At 71.7% G+C, this 14,505-nt stretch carries 11 protein-coding genes and 1 pseudogene; 5 read left to right on the forward strand and 7 right to left on the reverse strand.

The window, feature by feature from the left end:
- Positions 1 to 111: 111 nt before the first annotated feature.
- Positions 112 to 2,091: pseudogene (locus AC3ENQ_RS11735) on the forward strand (bifunctional copper resistance protein CopD/cytochrome c oxidase assembly protein).
- A gap of 10 nt (positions 2,092 to 2,101) precedes the next feature.
- Positions 2,102 to 2,497 (forward strand): DUF4307 domain-containing protein, encoded by a 396-nt coding sequence (locus AC3ENQ_RS11740; protein WP_431804801.1) that lies wholly within the window; start codon positions 2,102 to 2,104, stop codon positions 2,495 to 2,497.
- A 39-nt stretch (positions 2,498 to 2,536) separates the two neighbouring features.
- Here the strand turns inward: AC3ENQ_RS11740 and AC3ENQ_RS11745 are convergent, their stop codons facing one another.
- Complete coding sequence (locus AC3ENQ_RS11745) at positions 2,537 to 4,573, reverse strand: heavy metal translocating P-type ATPase (protein ID WP_048809453.1); 2,037 nt, start codon at positions 4,571 to 4,573, stop codon at positions 2,537 to 2,539.
- Between the two features lie 78 nt (positions 4,574 to 4,651).
- Here AC3ENQ_RS11745 and AC3ENQ_RS11750 point away from each other — a divergent pair, with 78 nt between their 5' ends.
- Positions 4,652 to 4,984: an ArsR/SmtB family transcription factor gene (locus AC3ENQ_RS11750; RefSeq protein WP_045246029.1), complete on the forward strand. Its 333-nt coding sequence runs from the start codon at positions 4,652 to 4,654 to the stop codon at positions 4,982 to 4,984.
- Positions 4,985 to 5,394: 410 nt separating this feature from the next.
- Here the strand turns inward: AC3ENQ_RS11750 and AC3ENQ_RS11755 are convergent, their stop codons facing one another.
- Positions 5,395 to 5,982 carry a TetR/AcrR family transcriptional regulator gene (locus tag AC3ENQ_RS11755; protein ID WP_431804803.1) on the reverse strand — a complete coding sequence of 196 codons (588 nt, stop codon included), beginning with the start codon at positions 5,980 to 5,982 and terminating at the stop codon, positions 5,395 to 5,397.
- Positions 5,983 to 6,277: 295 nt separating this feature from the next.
- Between AC3ENQ_RS11755 and AC3ENQ_RS11760 the strand changes: the two genes are divergently transcribed.
- Positions 6,278 to 6,865, forward strand: a complete 588-nt coding sequence (locus AC3ENQ_RS11760; protein ID WP_431804945.1) for an alpha/beta fold hydrolase — start codon at positions 6,278 to 6,280, stop codon at positions 6,863 to 6,865.
- A gap of 31 nt (positions 6,866 to 6,896) precedes the next feature.
- Here the strand turns inward: AC3ENQ_RS11760 and AC3ENQ_RS11765 are convergent, their stop codons facing one another.
- From AC3ENQ_RS11765 to rpmB, 5 genes are all read right to left on the reverse strand, one after another.
- Positions 6,897 to 7,457 (reverse strand): hypothetical protein, encoded by a 561-nt coding sequence (locus tag AC3ENQ_RS11765; protein WP_431804805.1) that lies wholly within the window; start codon positions 7,455 to 7,457, stop codon positions 6,897 to 6,899.
- The gene (locus tag AC3ENQ_RS11770; protein ID WP_431804806.1) at positions 7,458 to 8,387 is read right to left on the reverse strand and encodes a hypothetical protein; all 930 of its coding nucleotides are present in this window, start codon (positions 8,385 to 8,387) and stop codon (positions 7,458 to 7,460) included.
- A gap of 99 nt (positions 8,388 to 8,486) precedes the next feature.
- Positions 8,487 to 8,792 carry a 30S ribosomal protein S14 gene (rpsN, locus tag AC3ENQ_RS11775; RefSeq protein WP_431804808.1) on the reverse strand — a complete coding sequence of 102 codons (306 nt, stop codon included), beginning with the start codon at positions 8,790 to 8,792 and terminating at the stop codon, positions 8,487 to 8,489.
- Between the two features lie 4 nt (positions 8,793 to 8,796).
- Complete coding sequence (gene rpmG / locus AC3ENQ_RS11780; protein ID WP_005051772.1) at positions 8,797 to 8,967, reverse strand: 50S ribosomal protein L33; 171 nt, start codon at positions 8,965 to 8,967, stop codon at positions 8,797 to 8,799.
- A complete protein-coding gene (gene rpmB / locus AC3ENQ_RS11785) occupies positions 8,967 to 9,203 on the reverse strand; it encodes a 50S ribosomal protein L28 (protein ID WP_039402457.1) in 237 nt (78 codons plus the stop codon). Before rpmB ends, rpmG begins: the two co-directional genes overlap by 1 nt.
- Before the next feature lie 262 nt (positions 9,204 to 9,465).
- Here rpmB and AC3ENQ_RS11790 point away from each other — a divergent pair, with 262 nt between their 5' ends.
- The gene (locus AC3ENQ_RS11790) at positions 9,466 to 14,487 is read left to right on the forward strand and encodes an SCO7613 C-terminal domain-containing membrane protein (RefSeq protein WP_431804811.1); all 5,022 of its coding nucleotides are present in this window, start codon (positions 9,466 to 9,468) and stop codon (positions 14,485 to 14,487) included.
- Positions 14,488 to 14,505 lie beyond the last annotated feature (18 nt).

Here is a 14,505-nt window from a genome sequence, read left to right on the forward strand (position 1 = left end):
CCCTCTTGCCCGAGCCGAAAGCACGCACATGACCCCGATACTCTCGATTCCCGCCACCACGGGTGCGGATGCCACTGAACGCGGACAGCGGTCACTCCGACCGCGACAGGAATGACTCCTCGCGTCTTGCGGGTCGCAGGGCCTGCGATCCTCGGCGGGGTCGCACTCATCGCCTTGGTCGGGGCGTTGTGGTTCGGTGGGGGTGCTGCGCAGATCCCACTCGGCGACGCCGGCCCTGTTGTGCGCTGGGGGCTTCCGGTCACGAAACTGGTCGTGAATCTCGCCGCCGCGGGCATGGTCGGTGTGCTCGTGACCGCCTTGTTCACGCTGCGGGCCGGTGAGCGCGAGTTCGACGTCGCCCTCGATACCGCGTCGATCTCTGCAGCCCTGTTCACCGTGGCCGCGGGCGCGACCGGGTTCCTCACGCTTCTCAGCGTGTTCAACCCGGCCATCGACGCAGGCCCCCAGTTCGGTGCCCAGCTCGGCCGGTTCCTCGTCGAGCTCGAGGTCGGCAGGACATGGCTGATCACGACGGTCGCCGGCGCCGCCCTCACCGTCCTGACATTCGCCGTGCGGTCCTGGGTCGGGACGCTTCTGGTCGCCCTGGTGGCGGTGGCCTCGCTCGTGCCGATGGGCACGCAGGGGCACTCCGGCGATGACGCCTTCCACCACGAGGCGATGATGGCGCTCATCCTGCACATCATCGGCGCCGCGGTGTGGCTCGGCGGGCTCCTGCTGCTCATCGCCGTCCGTCCAGCCCTCGACCGTCGCCGCATCCCCGATCTCGTCGCCCGCTACTCGAGCATCGCTCTGGCCGCGTTCGTGCTCGTCGCCGTGTCCGGCACGGTGCGCGCCGCCATCGGCCTGCAGGAGTGGTCCGATCTGCTCTCGCCCTATGGCGCGATCTTGGGCATCAAGGTCGTCGCGCTCGTCGGCCTCGGCCTCTTCGGGGCGTGGTACCGCACCCGCCTGATCGGCAGGATGCGCAGCTCCGACGCGGCATCCCGCCCTTTCTGGATGCTCATCGCGTTCGAGCTGGCACTGATGGGTGTGGCCAGCGGCGCCGCCGCAGCGCTGGCCCGCACTCCGCCACCGAACCCGGCCCCGCTTCCCGAGATCCCCTCGCCGGCAGAACGCCTCACCGGTGCCCCGCTGCCCCCGGAGCTCACGATCGAACGGTGGGTCACCGCGTGGAACGTGGACATGTTGTGGGCGGTGCTCGCCGGGTTCGCGATCTTCTTCTACCTCGCCGGGGTGTGGCGGCTGCGCCGGCGCGGCGACGCGTGGCCTGTGTATCGCACGATCATGTGGGTCGCCGGCATGGTGCTGCTGGTCTGGGTCACCGGCGGCGTCGTCAACGTCTACCAGGACTACCTGTTCAGCATGCACATGGTGGGGCACATGCTGCTCACGATGGCGATCCCGGTGCTGCTGGTCGCCGGCGCCCCGGTGACCCTCGCCGCCCGGGCGATCCGCAAACGCGACGACGGCACCCGCGGCGGGCGGGAGTAGATCCTGTGGGCGGTGCATTCGCCCGTCGCCCGCATCCTGACGAACCCGTTCGTCGCGGCCGCCCTGTTCATCGGCTCACTGTGGGTGTTCTATTACACCGACCTGTTCCGCTGGTCGCTGTACGACCACCTCGGCCACCAGTGGATGATCGCGCACTTCCTCATCACCGGCTACCTGTTCGCGCTCTCCCTGATCGGCATCGACCCGGTGCCGTGGCGGCTTCCCTACGCCGGCAGGCTGCTGCTGCTCATCGGCGTGATGGCGATGCACGCGTTCTTCGGTATCGCGATCATGATGCAGTCGGGGCTGATGGTCGCCGACTGGTTCGGGTCGATGGGCCGCACCTGGGGTGCCACACCGCTCGAGGATCAGTACACCGGCGGCGGTATCGCGTGGTCGATCGGTGAGATCCCCACCCTGATCCTCGCGATCACGGTCGCGATTCAGTGGAGTCGCAGCGACGCCCGCGAGACCAAGCGCCGAGACCGGCACGCCGACCGCACCGGCGAAGCCGAGCTCGAGGCCTACAACGCACGCCTCACCGAGCTCGCCGACCGCGATGCTCGCAGCCGCAGATAGGGCGCACTACGTGACGACGAAAGAGGAGCTCGCCGACCGCTACGGTCGGGGACCGCGGCCCATCCGCCGCCGCGTGTTCGGGGTCACCGTCGCGACGGCGGCAATCCTGTCTGTCGCCGGGCTTTCGTGGCTGACTGTCTCGAACTCGCTTGACGACGTCGGATTCGACGAGACGGGTTACGAGCTGGTCGATGCGCGCACCGTGACGGTGTCGTTCCAAGCCACCCCGCCCGCTGGGACGTCGTTCGCATGCGCGGTGCAGGCATTGGATGAGGACTTCGGCATCGTCGGTTGGCGGGTCATCGAGTACCCCGCGTCCGAGGAGATCACACGAGCACTCGTGGAGACGATCCCGACCGTCGCGCAGGCAACGACTGGCACCGTGCAATCCTGCTGGGCCACATAGCCGCGCAAGGGAGGCCGTCGCCTGCGCCGGCTGAGTCTCTCAAGCGGTGGGCCTGTCTTCGTGGTCGATGCCGTGGTGCTCTTTGCCGCGCTCGAAGTTGAGCAGGCGGAGTGCGTTGCCGACGACGATCAGGGTGGAGCCTTCGTGGATGAGTACGACCGCGCCGATGTTCAGGCCGAGGAAGGTGGCGAGGATGAGGAACGCGACGATCGCGAGGCTGGCGATGAGGTTCTGCCGGATGATGCGGCTGGTGGCGCGGCTGAGCCGCACGGCGAACGGGACGCGGCCGAGGTCGTCGCTCATCAGCGCGATGTCGCAGGTTTCCAACGCGACGGTGGAGCCGGCGGCGCCCATCGCGATGCCGACGTCGGCGCGGGCCATCGCGGGGGCGTCGTTGACGCCGTCGCCGACCATCGCGATCGGTCGGTGGGTTTCGGCGAGGCGGGTGATCTGAGCGACTTTGTCCTCGGGGAGCAGTTCGCCGATCGCGGTGTCGACGCCGACTTCCCGGCCGACCGCGTCGGCGACGCGCTGGTTGTCGCCGGAGATCATCACGAGCTGCCCCACGTTCGCGCCCCGGAGCGCGCTGAGCACCTGGGCGGACTCCGCGCGGGACGCATCCATCACGCCGACGATGCCGAGGAACCGGTCGCCACGGCGGATGATCATCAGCGTCTGCCCGGAGTCCCGCGCCTGCGTGTACGCGTCGGCGAGCGTGCCGGTCAGCGCGAGTTGCTGCTCGTCGAACATGCGCAGGTTGCCGACGTCGACCCGCTCGCCGTCGATCGTCGCCGTGACGCCACGCCCGACGACCGCGTTCAGGTCTGTCGCGGTGAGGCGCTCGGCCTGGGGGACGCGGGGCTCGAGGTCGCGGACGATCGCCTCGGCCAGCGGGTGATCGCTGAGCGCTTCGACAGCGACCAGAGTGCGGATCAGCTCGGACTCGGGCACGTCGGCGGCGGGGGTGACGGACGTCACCCGGGGGGCACCCCAGGTCAGGGTGCCGGTCTTGTCGAACGCCATCGCCTTGACCCGCCCGAGCGTCTCGAGCGGGGCGCCGCCCTTGACGAGCACCCCGGCACGCGCAGCACGGGCGACCCCTGCCAGCACCGCGGCCGGGGTTGCGATCGCGAGCGCGCAGGGGCTGGCGGCGACGAGCACGGTCATGGCGAGGTAGAACGCGTCGGGGAACGGTTGCGCGAACGCGAGCCAGGAGATCAGGAGGGTGACGGCGACCCCGAGGATCACGGCGGGCACGTACCAACGCTGGAACCGGTCGATGAACTGCTGTGTGGGGGAGGCGGCCTGGTCGGCGGAGCGGACGAGCTCGACGACCTTGCTGAGCGTCGAGTCCGCGGAGGTCGCGGTGACCTCGACCTCGAGCACGCCGGACCCGTTCACGGTGCCGGCGAACACACGGTTGGCGGCGGGCAGGGTGTCGACGGTGCGCATCGCCCGCTCCGGGTCGGCCACCGGCTCCTTCTCCACCGGAATCGACTCCCCGGTGACCGCGGACTGATCCACCGCGGACACCCCGGAGATCACGAACCCGTCTGAGGGAATGCGGGAGTTCGGGCGGATGACGACGATGTCCCCGACGACGATCTCCTCCACCGGCACCTCCACCGGCTCGTCCCCGCCGCGGCGCACCAGGGCGCTGCGGGGAGCGAGCTCGGCCAGGGACTCGATGGACTTGCTGGCACGGCTGAGGGCGTATTCCTCGAGCGCGTGGCCGAGGCTGAACAGGAACAGCAGCACCGCCCCTTCCGCCCACCGGCCGATGAGGGCGGCGCCGATCGCGGCCACCAGCATGAGGAAGTCGACCTCGAACTTCCCTCGCATCGTCGAGGCGATCGCGGTGCGGAACGTGAAGAACCCACCGAAGAAGTAGGTGGCGAGGAAGAACACCAACGGCCACCCGACCATCGGCAGCCCCAACGCGAACTCGGCGATCATCCCGCCGGCGTAGGTCACGCCCGCGGCGATCGCGAACCACAGCTCCCACCGGGCCGAACCGTGGGAATGGTCGTGCGTCTCCGCAGCGGGCGCGGTAGTCGTCGGGGAAGAAGCAGTCATGCGACCAGGATACATCACAAGATCATGATATATTGTAGTTGTGAATGATTATCGTGGTCGGAGGGCACAATGGTGAGCATGGCCGGTACTGAGACGCGTCGGGAAGCAGGCACCCTGTCCGTAGCGGATGCTGAGCGTCTCGCCGAGATCATGCAGGCACTGGCGTCACCTGTGCGGCTGCGCATTCTGAGCGCGCTGAGTGTTCAGCCGAGCACCGTGACCGACCTCAGCGAACAGCTGCACATCGGACAGACGACCACATCGAACCATTTGCGGCTGCTGCGGCATCTGAGCCTGGTCCTTGGCACGCGCGACGGCCGGCACATCCACTACTCGCTCTTCGACGACCACGTCTCCGAACTGCTCGAGGAGGCCATCGGGCACCTCGAGCATCTGCCCGGCGGAGGATGACGCCTGCCGGAGCTCCCCGATTGACGAGAGTATTCCCGTTCACGTCGGGGGGCGCTGCTGCGGCCGGGGAGAGCGCGTCGCTGCCGGTTCGGACACGCTGCATGGTGTGTAGCCGATCGCCGCGACGGCCATGAGCTCTTGTAAGAATCCGCCACTACTCGCGGAATCCTGAACCCGAAACCCCAGCCAACTACCGTGGAATCGCGGCATTCCTCGCCATCTCGAGCGGGAACCTACAGTGCGGATGCGATCCGTGTGACGCGTGTGACTCACGGATTCCGCCGCTCGCCGCGGAATCGGATGAGCGACGCAGATTCGGATGCCGGTGGCCCCGGCATCCGAATCCGGTGCTCATCTCCGATTCTGCGCACTCCCGCTGGGTTCCGAAGGCGGGCGAAGGAGCGGGCGAGTCAGGCGGCCAGGACGGCGCGGGCCGTCTCGGCGAACGCGGGCGCGACCCGGTCCGGCCCGTCGAGATACCCGCCGACCAGCGCGGCGTCGCGCAGCAGCACGAGCGAGGCGGCGGTGCCGGCGGCATCCGGATATCCCGCATCGTCTGCGAGCCGGCGCAACGCCTCGCGGAACCACTCGCGGTGCTGGGCGATGAGCTCCCGCACCGGCCCCCGGTCGGGATACTCCGCGGCCGCGTTGATGAAGGGGCATCCGCGGGTGTGGCGCTCGCGGATGTCGGCGGAGATCGCCTCGATGACGAGCTCCAGCAGCGCGCGCGGGTCGTCGGTGACGGCGGCTGCGTCGACGAACGTCGCCCGCAGGCGCTCGTCCTCACCGCCGAGGTACGCCAGAACGAGGTTCTCCTTGCCGCCGAACTGCTTGTACATGGTCGCCCGCGTCACGCCCGCGACCTCGAGGATGCGGTCGACGCCCACCGAATGGATGCCTTCGGCGTAGAACAGGGCGGTCGCGGCGTGCAGCAGGCGATCGCGCGCGGACATCCCGGAGAGTGCGATCCGGTCGACGGCGACATCCGGTGTGCTCATCCACACATTCTCGATCATCTCGTCCGATCCTTGCCTAGATAGAACGTTCGGTCTACCATCTGACCATGACCACCGCGGCGAAGACCCCCATCGTCCTGATCCACGGCCTGTGGATGACCCCGAAGAGCTGGGACACGTGGGCGGGGCGCTTCCGGGCGGCCGGCCACGAGGTGATCGTGCTGGGCTGGCCCGGCGTCGGTGATCGCTCGGTCGAGGACATCCGCCGCGACCCCTCGGCGCTGCGCGACCACGGCATCCGCGAGATCGTCGACCACATGACGCGATCATCCGGGCGCTGCCGGTCGCGCCCATCATCATGGGGCACTCGTTCGGCGGCCTGTTCACCCAGATGCTCGCCGATCGCGGGCTCGGCGCGGCGTACGTCGCCGTCACGCCCGGCCAGCCCGCGGGCATCACGACACTGCCGGCATCCACCATCTGGACGGGTACGCCGATCCTCGCGAACCCCTTCGGCAAGCGCGGTGCGAAGCCGATCTCGAAGAGCCACTTCCACTTCACGTTCGGCAACGACCTCACGCGCGCCGCGTCCGACGCGATCTGGGAGGAGTATGCGATCCCCTCGGTGAACCGCGTGTTCTTCGAGGGCGTCGCGGCCGCCTTCAACGAGAAGGGCGGCGCATCGCACGTCGACTTCGGACGCACCGACCGCGCGCCGCTGCTCGTGATCGTCGGCGAGCGCGACCACGTCGTGCCCCCCGCGATCGGCCGCGCGATCGTGAAGAAGTACCACGCGAGCGGCAGCCCCGCTGTCGTGGACTACCGGGAGTACCCCGGTCGCACCCACCGCATCGTCAGCCAGGACGGCTGGGAGGAGGTCGCCGACGACGCCCTCGAGTGGGCGACAAGGCACGCGGCATCCTGACCTGCCCGCGCGGTCCGCGGCGATATCGCGCTCACCGAGAGCCCAGCAGGACGATCCGTTCGTCTCCCTGACCGTCGGCGACGCGCAGGACGACGTGCTCGCCGGCGGTCCGGACGACCTTCCGCTCCGGAGCCGCGTAGCGCAGCGAATCGACCATCTCGCCCGTCACGGCGTCGAACACCCGGATGTACGCGGCATCGCCGTCGTGGGGCGCGAAGATCTCGTGCAGGGGGAAGGGCGCCGCCGGTTCGACGATCGTCACCAGCTCGTCGCGCGCGCTGATCGTGGCGCCGTCGGCGACGCCCGTCTCCCACCGGGCGTCGCCGGTCAGGGCGTCGCCGACGACCACACGCCCGCCCTCGAGGCGAAGCTCGCTGCCCGCGCCGAATCCGATCGCGTCAGCCGGTGCGTCCAGGTCGCTCACCGCGAAATCGTCGGCGGCAACCTCGCGGATTCCGCCGGTCGTCGCGTCGAACACGGTCACGACCTCATCGCCCGAGAGCACCCACGCGTCCCCCGTGACGAAGGCCGTATCGCCGGGGAGCCGCTCGCACGCGATCTCGCTCTCGAGGAGCTCGGCGGGAAGCGCCACCTACAGACGACACTGCGAGCCCTGCGTCGAAGCGATCACCACGTGCGAGGAGGATGCCAGGACCACCGCCTGCTCAGGAACGGTCCGCACGACCTCACCCGTCGCCACCGACCGCACCTCGGTCGACCCGTCGGTGCCGCGGGTGGCGAACCAGGCCGGCGGTGCGGAGAAGCGCATCGTGGTGCCTCGCAGCACATCCACGCCGTCGAGGAGCGCGCCGATGTCGACCACCTCACGATCGGTGAGCGTCCACTGCGCCGCGGCCTCTTCGGAGTCGGCGTCGCTCCACGAGCGCCCGACGACGGGGCACGGCCCCCTCCCCGGGCACGTCGCGACGACGAAGCCGTCGTCGCTCGCCGCGATGATCCTTTGGCGCTCGGCGACGGCGACGATCGTCGGGCTCCCTGACCCCTCCTTCGGGTCGTACTGCGGGCCGATCGCCGACCACCCCCGCGAAAGCGGCATGATCCACGAGGGCGCGTTGTAAGCGTAGAACCCTGCCACCCAGACCTGCCGTGCCCGCGGATCAAGCAGTGCCGCCGCCCGCGGGTCGAGCAGCACGAGGCTGTCTCCCTGAGGGGCAGCGGCGAAATCGGACGTGTCGTCGACCCACGTCGCACCGTCGGCAGTCTTCGTCGCATACGCCGCGGCGGTCACCGCCCACGGCACCGCGACGCCGACGGCCAGCACCGCCACCGGCGCCAACCACGCCCACCACCGCGCACGGCCGACGAGAGCGCGCACCATCAGGAAGACACCGATCGCGAATAGCACGAGACCCGAGACATACCACCCGGTCCCGAACCTCCACCCGGCGATCAGTGCGGCGAGCCCCGCCGCCGACAGAGTCACGCCGAGGATCAGCACGGTGCGGCGTCGACGTGCGGCCGCGGCATCCGAGTGCGGCGTCTCTTCCGTGGCGTCGTCCATGGGGCGTCACCCTAGCGCGACCCCTCCTCCGGACGCCAGAGACGCGAAACGCCCGCCCCGGCGCAGAGGCCGGAGACGGGCGTTTCGTGAAGCGGGTGCTTACCAGCTCGACTTGGTCACGCCGGGGAGCTCCCCGCGGTGGGCCATGTCGCGGAAGCGGACGCGCGAGATGCCGAACTTCGAGAGGTGGCCACGGGGGCGACCGTCGATGGCGTCGCGGTTGCGCACGCGCACCGGCGATGCGTTGCGCGGGAGCTTCTGCAGGCCGACGCGGGCGGCCTCGCGGGCCTCGTCGGTCGCGTTCGGGTCGACGAGGGTCTTCTTCAGCTCGGCACGCTTCTCGGCGTAACGGGCGACGACCTCCTCGCGCTGCTTGTTGCGCGCGATCTTGCTCTTCTTGGCCATGAGATCAGCGCTCCTCTCGGAATTCGACGTGCTTGCGGATCACCGGGTCGTACTTCTTCAGCACGATGCGGTCGGGGTTGTTGCGGCGGTTCTTGCGCGTCACGTAGGTGTACCCCGTGCCGGCGGTCGAGCGCAGCTTGATGATCGGACGGACGTCCTGAGCCTTCTTCGCCATTAGAGCTTCACACCCTTCGCGATGAGGTCCTTCACGACCGATTCGATGCCGCGGGCGTCGATGACCTTGATGCCCTTGGCCGAGACGTTCAGCGTGACCTTACGGCCGAGCGACGGAACGAAGTAGGTCTTCTTCTGCACGTTCGGGTCGAAGCGGCGCTTCGTCCGGCGGTGCGAGTGCGAGATGTTGTGACCGAAGCCGGGAACCGCTCCGGTCACCTGGCACACTGCTGCCATGGTGATTACTCCTTCTGTACCGTGAGGCCGGACGGCCCCACCCAAGATCCCTTGTCTGCACCCCGCTCGAGACCGCACGCGATCTCCGGTCGTCGAGCGAGCCGGGGTCGAGTCGGAACGAGAGGGGTACGAACTGCGTGCTGGAGTGCGCGCAGACAAAGAGTCAGTCTAGCACGGCGCGACTTGTGGATGAATTCCGCGCCCGGCATCCGCTTCCTGCCACGCTGTGCTCAGGCCGCGGGCGCGGCCACGGGAGGACGCGATGAGCCAGCTCGAGCCGGATGCCGGGACGACCACGACCGCGGGTCACGATGCCCCCCGCTGGCCGAGCACTCCCTACGCCCTCGCCGACACGACACGGTGTCCGGCCTGCTTCTCCGCGATCGCGGCGACCGAGACAGGCGCCGCCCCGACCACCTGCACGACGTGCGGGCTCTCCCTCGTCGACGGTCGTCTGGCATCGGTGCTGCGCGCCGGCCAGGACATGCTGAGCCTCGAGCTGCACCGCCGTGCGCTGATCGGTGCGGTGCGGCACGATCAGCGCACGGCCGAACGTGCCGAGCGCGCCGCCGCCGAGGCGGTCACGGTCACCCCGGCGCCCACCACCCCGGCTCCCGTCGCGCCGCCGCCCGTCGCGCCGCCGCCCGTCGCGCCGCCGCCCGTCGCGCCGCCCGCCGTCGCCGCGCCTCCCTCGCCTCCGCAGACTCCCCCTCCGGCGCCTCGCCGAGAGCGCCCGCGCATCTCGGTGCCGGTGCTGCTGCTCACCATCGGCGTCGTGCTGGTCGGCATCGCGGCGATCTTCTTCCTGACGCTCGCGTGGTTCGTCGCGAGCATCGCCGTCCGCGCGCTCATCATCGGCGTCATCACCCTCGCGACGATCGTCACGGCCTCGCTCCTGCGCCGGCGCGGCCTCGTCGCCACCGCCGAGGCGGTCGCCGTCGTCGGGATCGTCCTGGTGGCGCTGGATGCCTGGGCCGTCCGCGCCAACGACCTGTTCGGCGCCGCGGGCGTCGACCCCGTCCTCTACGCCGGCATCGCGACGCTCGGCGTAGGCATCCTCTTCCGTGCGTGGGCACGGGCCTCGACGCTGCGGGCGCCCGACATCGCGTCGATCCTCGCCCTGCCGACCGGCGTCGCTCTCATCGCCGCAGGCCTCTCCGACCTTCCGACCGGGCCCGCGACCGTCGTCGCCTTCCTCGCCGCATCGGTGGGATGTCTGGCCTTCGCCCTTCCCGCGCCCTGGTCGAGCGCGCGCGAAGAGTCCGGCGCCGAGCGCACCGCCCTCGCCCTCATCGGCGTCACCGTCCTCGTCGTCGCCGCCGCGACCGAGTTCGTCGCCGGTGACACCGCGTTCGTCCTCTGGGCCGTGCCGCTGACGGTCGTCGCCGCCGGGGCCTGGTGGCGCATCCTCACCCTCCGGAGCGACCGCATCCGCGGCGGCATCGCGGGCCCGCTCGGGGCCGTGGCCGTCTGCACCGGCGTCGCGGCTGCGGCCGCGATCGGCTGGCAGCTCGCCCTGCGCGACCCGTCGCCGTGGTTGTGGGCGCTGCTCGGTCCGCTCGTCGCGGTCGCGGTCGCGGTCGCCGTTGATCGCGTACGGGCCCGGGCGCACCTCCCGGTCGCCGCGCTCGTCACCGCCGGCGCGATCGCCGCGCTCAGCCTCCTCGTCGCGATCGTCGCCTGGCTCGCGCGTGTGGGCCCCGCGACCGCCGACTGGGTGGCCTGGCGGACGCCCGCCGTGCGTCCTGCTCCCGACGCCGACGCCTGGGTGCCCCTCATCGCCGCCGTGCTCCTCAGTCTCACCCTGGCGGCTTCAACGACGCTCCGCAGACGCGAGCTCCGCGGCATCCTCCCGGCCACAGCGACGGTCCTCTTCATCGCCGGGGCCGCCGTCACGGGCATCCCGCTCGTCATGGTCGCCGGCGGCGCACTCACCGCGGCGGGCGGCGTCCTGCTGGCACGCCGCGACGGCTCACCGGTGAGCTGGGGCGCGCCGGTCGGCGTCGGCGCCGCCGCGATGTACGTCGCGGGCGCGGCGCACCCCGCGCTCTGGACCGGCGCGGCAGCACTCGTCATCGTCCTTCCGCTCGCACTCTCCCGGGCGATCCGCGCCCGGGGCGCCGCGCAGGCGGCGTTCGCCGTCGTGTCCGTGTTCCTCGCCGCTCTCTCCGCCGTCGTCGCCCCTCAGGCGATCGCGACCGTCCTCTCGGGCCGCGGCGGCGACGCGGGCGGAACGCTCCTCGCTGCGATCGCCCTCCTCGGCTGGGTCGCGGCGATCACCCTCGCGATCTGCCTGGCACTCGCCGCTCGTCGTCCGTCCTCGGTCGAGGCCGCCACGGTGCGGTCGCTGACCCTCACGGGGCTGCTTCTCGCGACGCTCTCCGTCCTGCCGCTTCTTCTCGCCGCAGTCCCCCTCCTCTCCCCCGCTGCCTTCTCGACGGGCGCCGGCGCGGGAGGCGCCTTCGCGTCGGGCGCGGTCTCGGTCGCGATCGGCGAACCCGCCGCGGGCCTCGCGCGCGCCATCGTCCTGTGCGCGGCGCTCGCCCTTCTCGCGCTCGGTCTTCCCGACCGTCGGCGAGAGCCGCAGACCGCCGACGGCGTCGAGAGTGTCGCGCGGCCGGACGGCATCCGCATCTTCGCCGCCGCCCTCCTCGGCCCCGCTCTCGCCACGGCTGTCAACGCGCTGGGCCAGCTCGCCGGCGGGACCGACGCGACGCCGATCGTCGCCGTCGGAGCGCTCGCGCTCCTGTGCGGCGCTGCCGCCCTCGCCGAGTACCGCACGTCCCCGTCCGGCCGCCGGGCGGCGTCGGCGGTGCGTACCGGCGCCGACTCCGGCGCCGCGTTCGCCACCCTGCTCACCGCCACACAGGCGCGTGCCGATCTGGCCTGGCTCGTGCTGCTGCTGATCGCCGTCGGCATCGGCGCGACGAGCATCACCCGCGGGTGGGCCGCGCCCCGCAGCGACGCGCTCCCGGGCGTCCCCACGACGCGGAGCGCCGGGGCATCCCTCCTCGCCGCCCCCCGTCGAGTGCTCGTGTGGCCCGCTTTCGCCGTCGCCACCGCGGCGCTGTGGACGGCGCTGACGGATGCCGCGCGTTCGGCGCTCGCCGGCGGGGCCGCCGTTCCCGCACTCGAGGCCTACACCGTCCCGCCCGCCGTCGGCCTCGTCGTGCTCGCGCTCGTCCTCACCTGGCTCCGCCGCCACGCCGAGGCGACGGTCGCGGGCGCTCTCGCCGGCGTCGTCGGGCTCGGGGCCGCCGCGCTCGGCATCGTCCCCGGCGAGGTGATGCCGACGGCGTCGGCGCGAACCGTCGTGGCTCTGCTCATCGGCGCGGTGGTGTGCGCCGCGCTTCCGTGGACACCCGCGCGCCGCGTGCCGGGCGTGTCGCTCGCGGCCACGACGACCGGACTCGCCGCTGCGCTCCTCGCGACCCTGACCCTCACGCTCACCGCCTCGAACGCGTCGACGAGTCCCGCCGTTGCCTCATGGACGGCGGTGCCCGTCGCCGCTGCCCTCCTCGGTGCATCGGGATTCGCGTCCGGATTCGCGACGGGATTCGCGTCGGGATTCGCGACGGAGCGCCGCGCCGGCCCCCACGCCGTGACGGCGCAACGCGAGTTCGCCGCCATCGCTCCGGGCGTCGCGATCGTCTTCTCGTCCGGGATCTGTGCCGCATTCCTGCTCGGACGCGAACTCCCGCTCGTCGCCACGATCGCCCTCGCGGCGCTCCTCGTGCTGTCGATCGTCGCCGCGGCCGTCGGGCGCGCGCCGTGGAACGCGTCGACGCGCTGGTGCGCCCTCGGGGGCGCCGCGCTCATCGCCGCCGTCACGGCGCCGCGCGTCGACGCGATCGAGATCCTGAGCCTCCCCGTCGCGCTCACCCTCCTCGCGGGGGCGGCCCTCGCGATGCGGCGCCTCTCGCGCACCGGCTCCCCCTGGCCCGGCATCGAGACGGTGCCGTGGCTCGCGGGCGTCACCCTCGCGATCGTCCCGAGCCTCCTCGTGCCGCCGACGCCTGTCCGTTCGTGGCTCCTCGTCGCCGCGTGCCTCCTCGCCGCCGTCGGCGTCGCCGCCGTGACCCCCGCCCGGACGCGCGACCTCGCGGCATCCACCGTCGGCATCCTGCTCGGCGGCACCGTCATCGCCGGATGGTTCGGCATCCTCTCGCTCAGCGACCCGCACGGCCTCGCCGTCGGACTGGTCGCCGGGGCGGGCGTCGCCGCGGTCGGCGCCGTCCTCACCTGGCGACGCATCCCTCCCGTCGGCCTCTCCGTCGGGGCGGCGACGGCCGGCGCGGTGGTCGTCGCCCTCGCCGTCGTGACGCGCGGTTCGGGCTCCATCGGAGAGACGCTGCTGATCGCGGGCCTCGCGGGGCTCGGGGCGCTCGTCGCGGCGACATCGCTCGGCCGCGCCGGCTGGATGCCGACGGGGGCCGCGCTCGCGATCGGCGGCGTCGCCGTCGCGATCATCGCGATCGGCGTGCGCCTGGTCGCGCTCGCACCGATCGCCGATGCCGGGCTCGAGCCTGATGTCTGGTTCCTCGCCGCAGCGCTGCTCGTCGCCGCCGTGGCCCTCATCGCACTCCGCGCGAACGCCGCGACGGCGCCCCTGGTCGGCATCGCGCTCGCGACCGCCCTCGCCGGCGTCGCGTTCGGCGAAGCGTGGTCGATCGCCGCCGGCGACGCGTCGCTCCAGACCGCTCGCGCCGCGGTCACCGTCATCCTGCTCACGGCGGCCTCCGTCGCCGCCTCGCTCTGCCGGGAACGGATCGGCGTCGTTCCCGCGATCACCGGCGCGATCTCGGTCGCCGTCGTCGCGGTGGCCGCGCTCACCGTTGGCGCCGCCGATCCGATCGAGATCGTCACTGTCGTGCCGGCGCTCGGCCTCCTCATGCTCGGTGTGCGGCGTCTGCGCACCGACCCGGCGGCGCGCACGTGGCCGGCGCTCGGCCCGGGGCTGCTGCTCGCGACGGTGCCCTCGCTGATGCTCGACTTCGGCCCCAACGAGCTCTGGCGGATCGTCGCCCTCGGCGTCGCGGCCGTGACGCTCGTCGTCATCGGCGCCACCCGTCGCCTTCAGGCGCCGCTCGTCGTCGGGTCGATCGTGCTCCTCATCCACGCGCTCGCGCAGCTGTGGCCGTGGGTTGCGAGCGCCTACGACGCCGTGCCGTGGTGGCTGTGGGTCGGCCTCGGCGGCATCCTGCTGATCGTCATCGCGGCGCGGTACGAGAAGCAGCTCGGCGCGCTGCGCGCGGCCTACGCGACGGTCGCCGGGCTGCGCTGACGCGCCGGAGTGCGCGCG

The organism is Microbacterium sp. bgisy203 (genome assembly GCF_057706945.1).

Excerpts from the sequence above, each read along its gene's own strand:
- AC3ENQ_RS11745 (WP_048809453.1), bottom strand. The coding sequence starts at position 4,573 with ATGACTGCTTCTTCCCCGACGACTACCGCGCCCGCTGCGGAGACGCAC.
- AC3ENQ_RS11750 (WP_045246029.1), top strand. The coding sequence starts at position 4,652 with ATGGCCGGTACTGAGACGCGTCGGGAAGCAGGCACCCTGTCCGTAGCG.
- AC3ENQ_RS11755 (WP_431804803.1), bottom strand. The coding sequence starts at position 5,982 with ATGAGCACACCGGATGTCGCCGTCGACCGGATCGCACTCTCCGGGATG.
- AC3ENQ_RS11770 (WP_431804806.1), bottom strand. The coding sequence starts at position 8,387 with ATGGACGACGCCACGGAAGAGACGCCGCACTCGGATGCCGCGGCCGCA.
- rpsN (WP_431804808.1), bottom strand. The coding sequence starts at position 8,792 with ATGGCCAAGAAGAGCAAGATCGCGCGCAACAAGCAGCGCGAGGAGGTC.
- rpmG (WP_005051772.1), bottom strand. The coding sequence starts at position 8,967 with ATGGCGAAGAAGGCTCAGGACGTCCGTCCGATCATCAAGCTGCGCTCG.
- rpmB (WP_039402457.1), bottom strand. The coding sequence starts at position 9,203 with ATGGCAGCAGTGTGCCAGGTGACCGGAGCGGTTCCCGGCTTCGGTCAC.
- AC3ENQ_RS11790 (WP_431804811.1), top strand. The coding sequence starts at position 9,466 with ATGAGCCAGCTCGAGCCGGATGCCGGGACGACCACGACCGCGGGTCAC.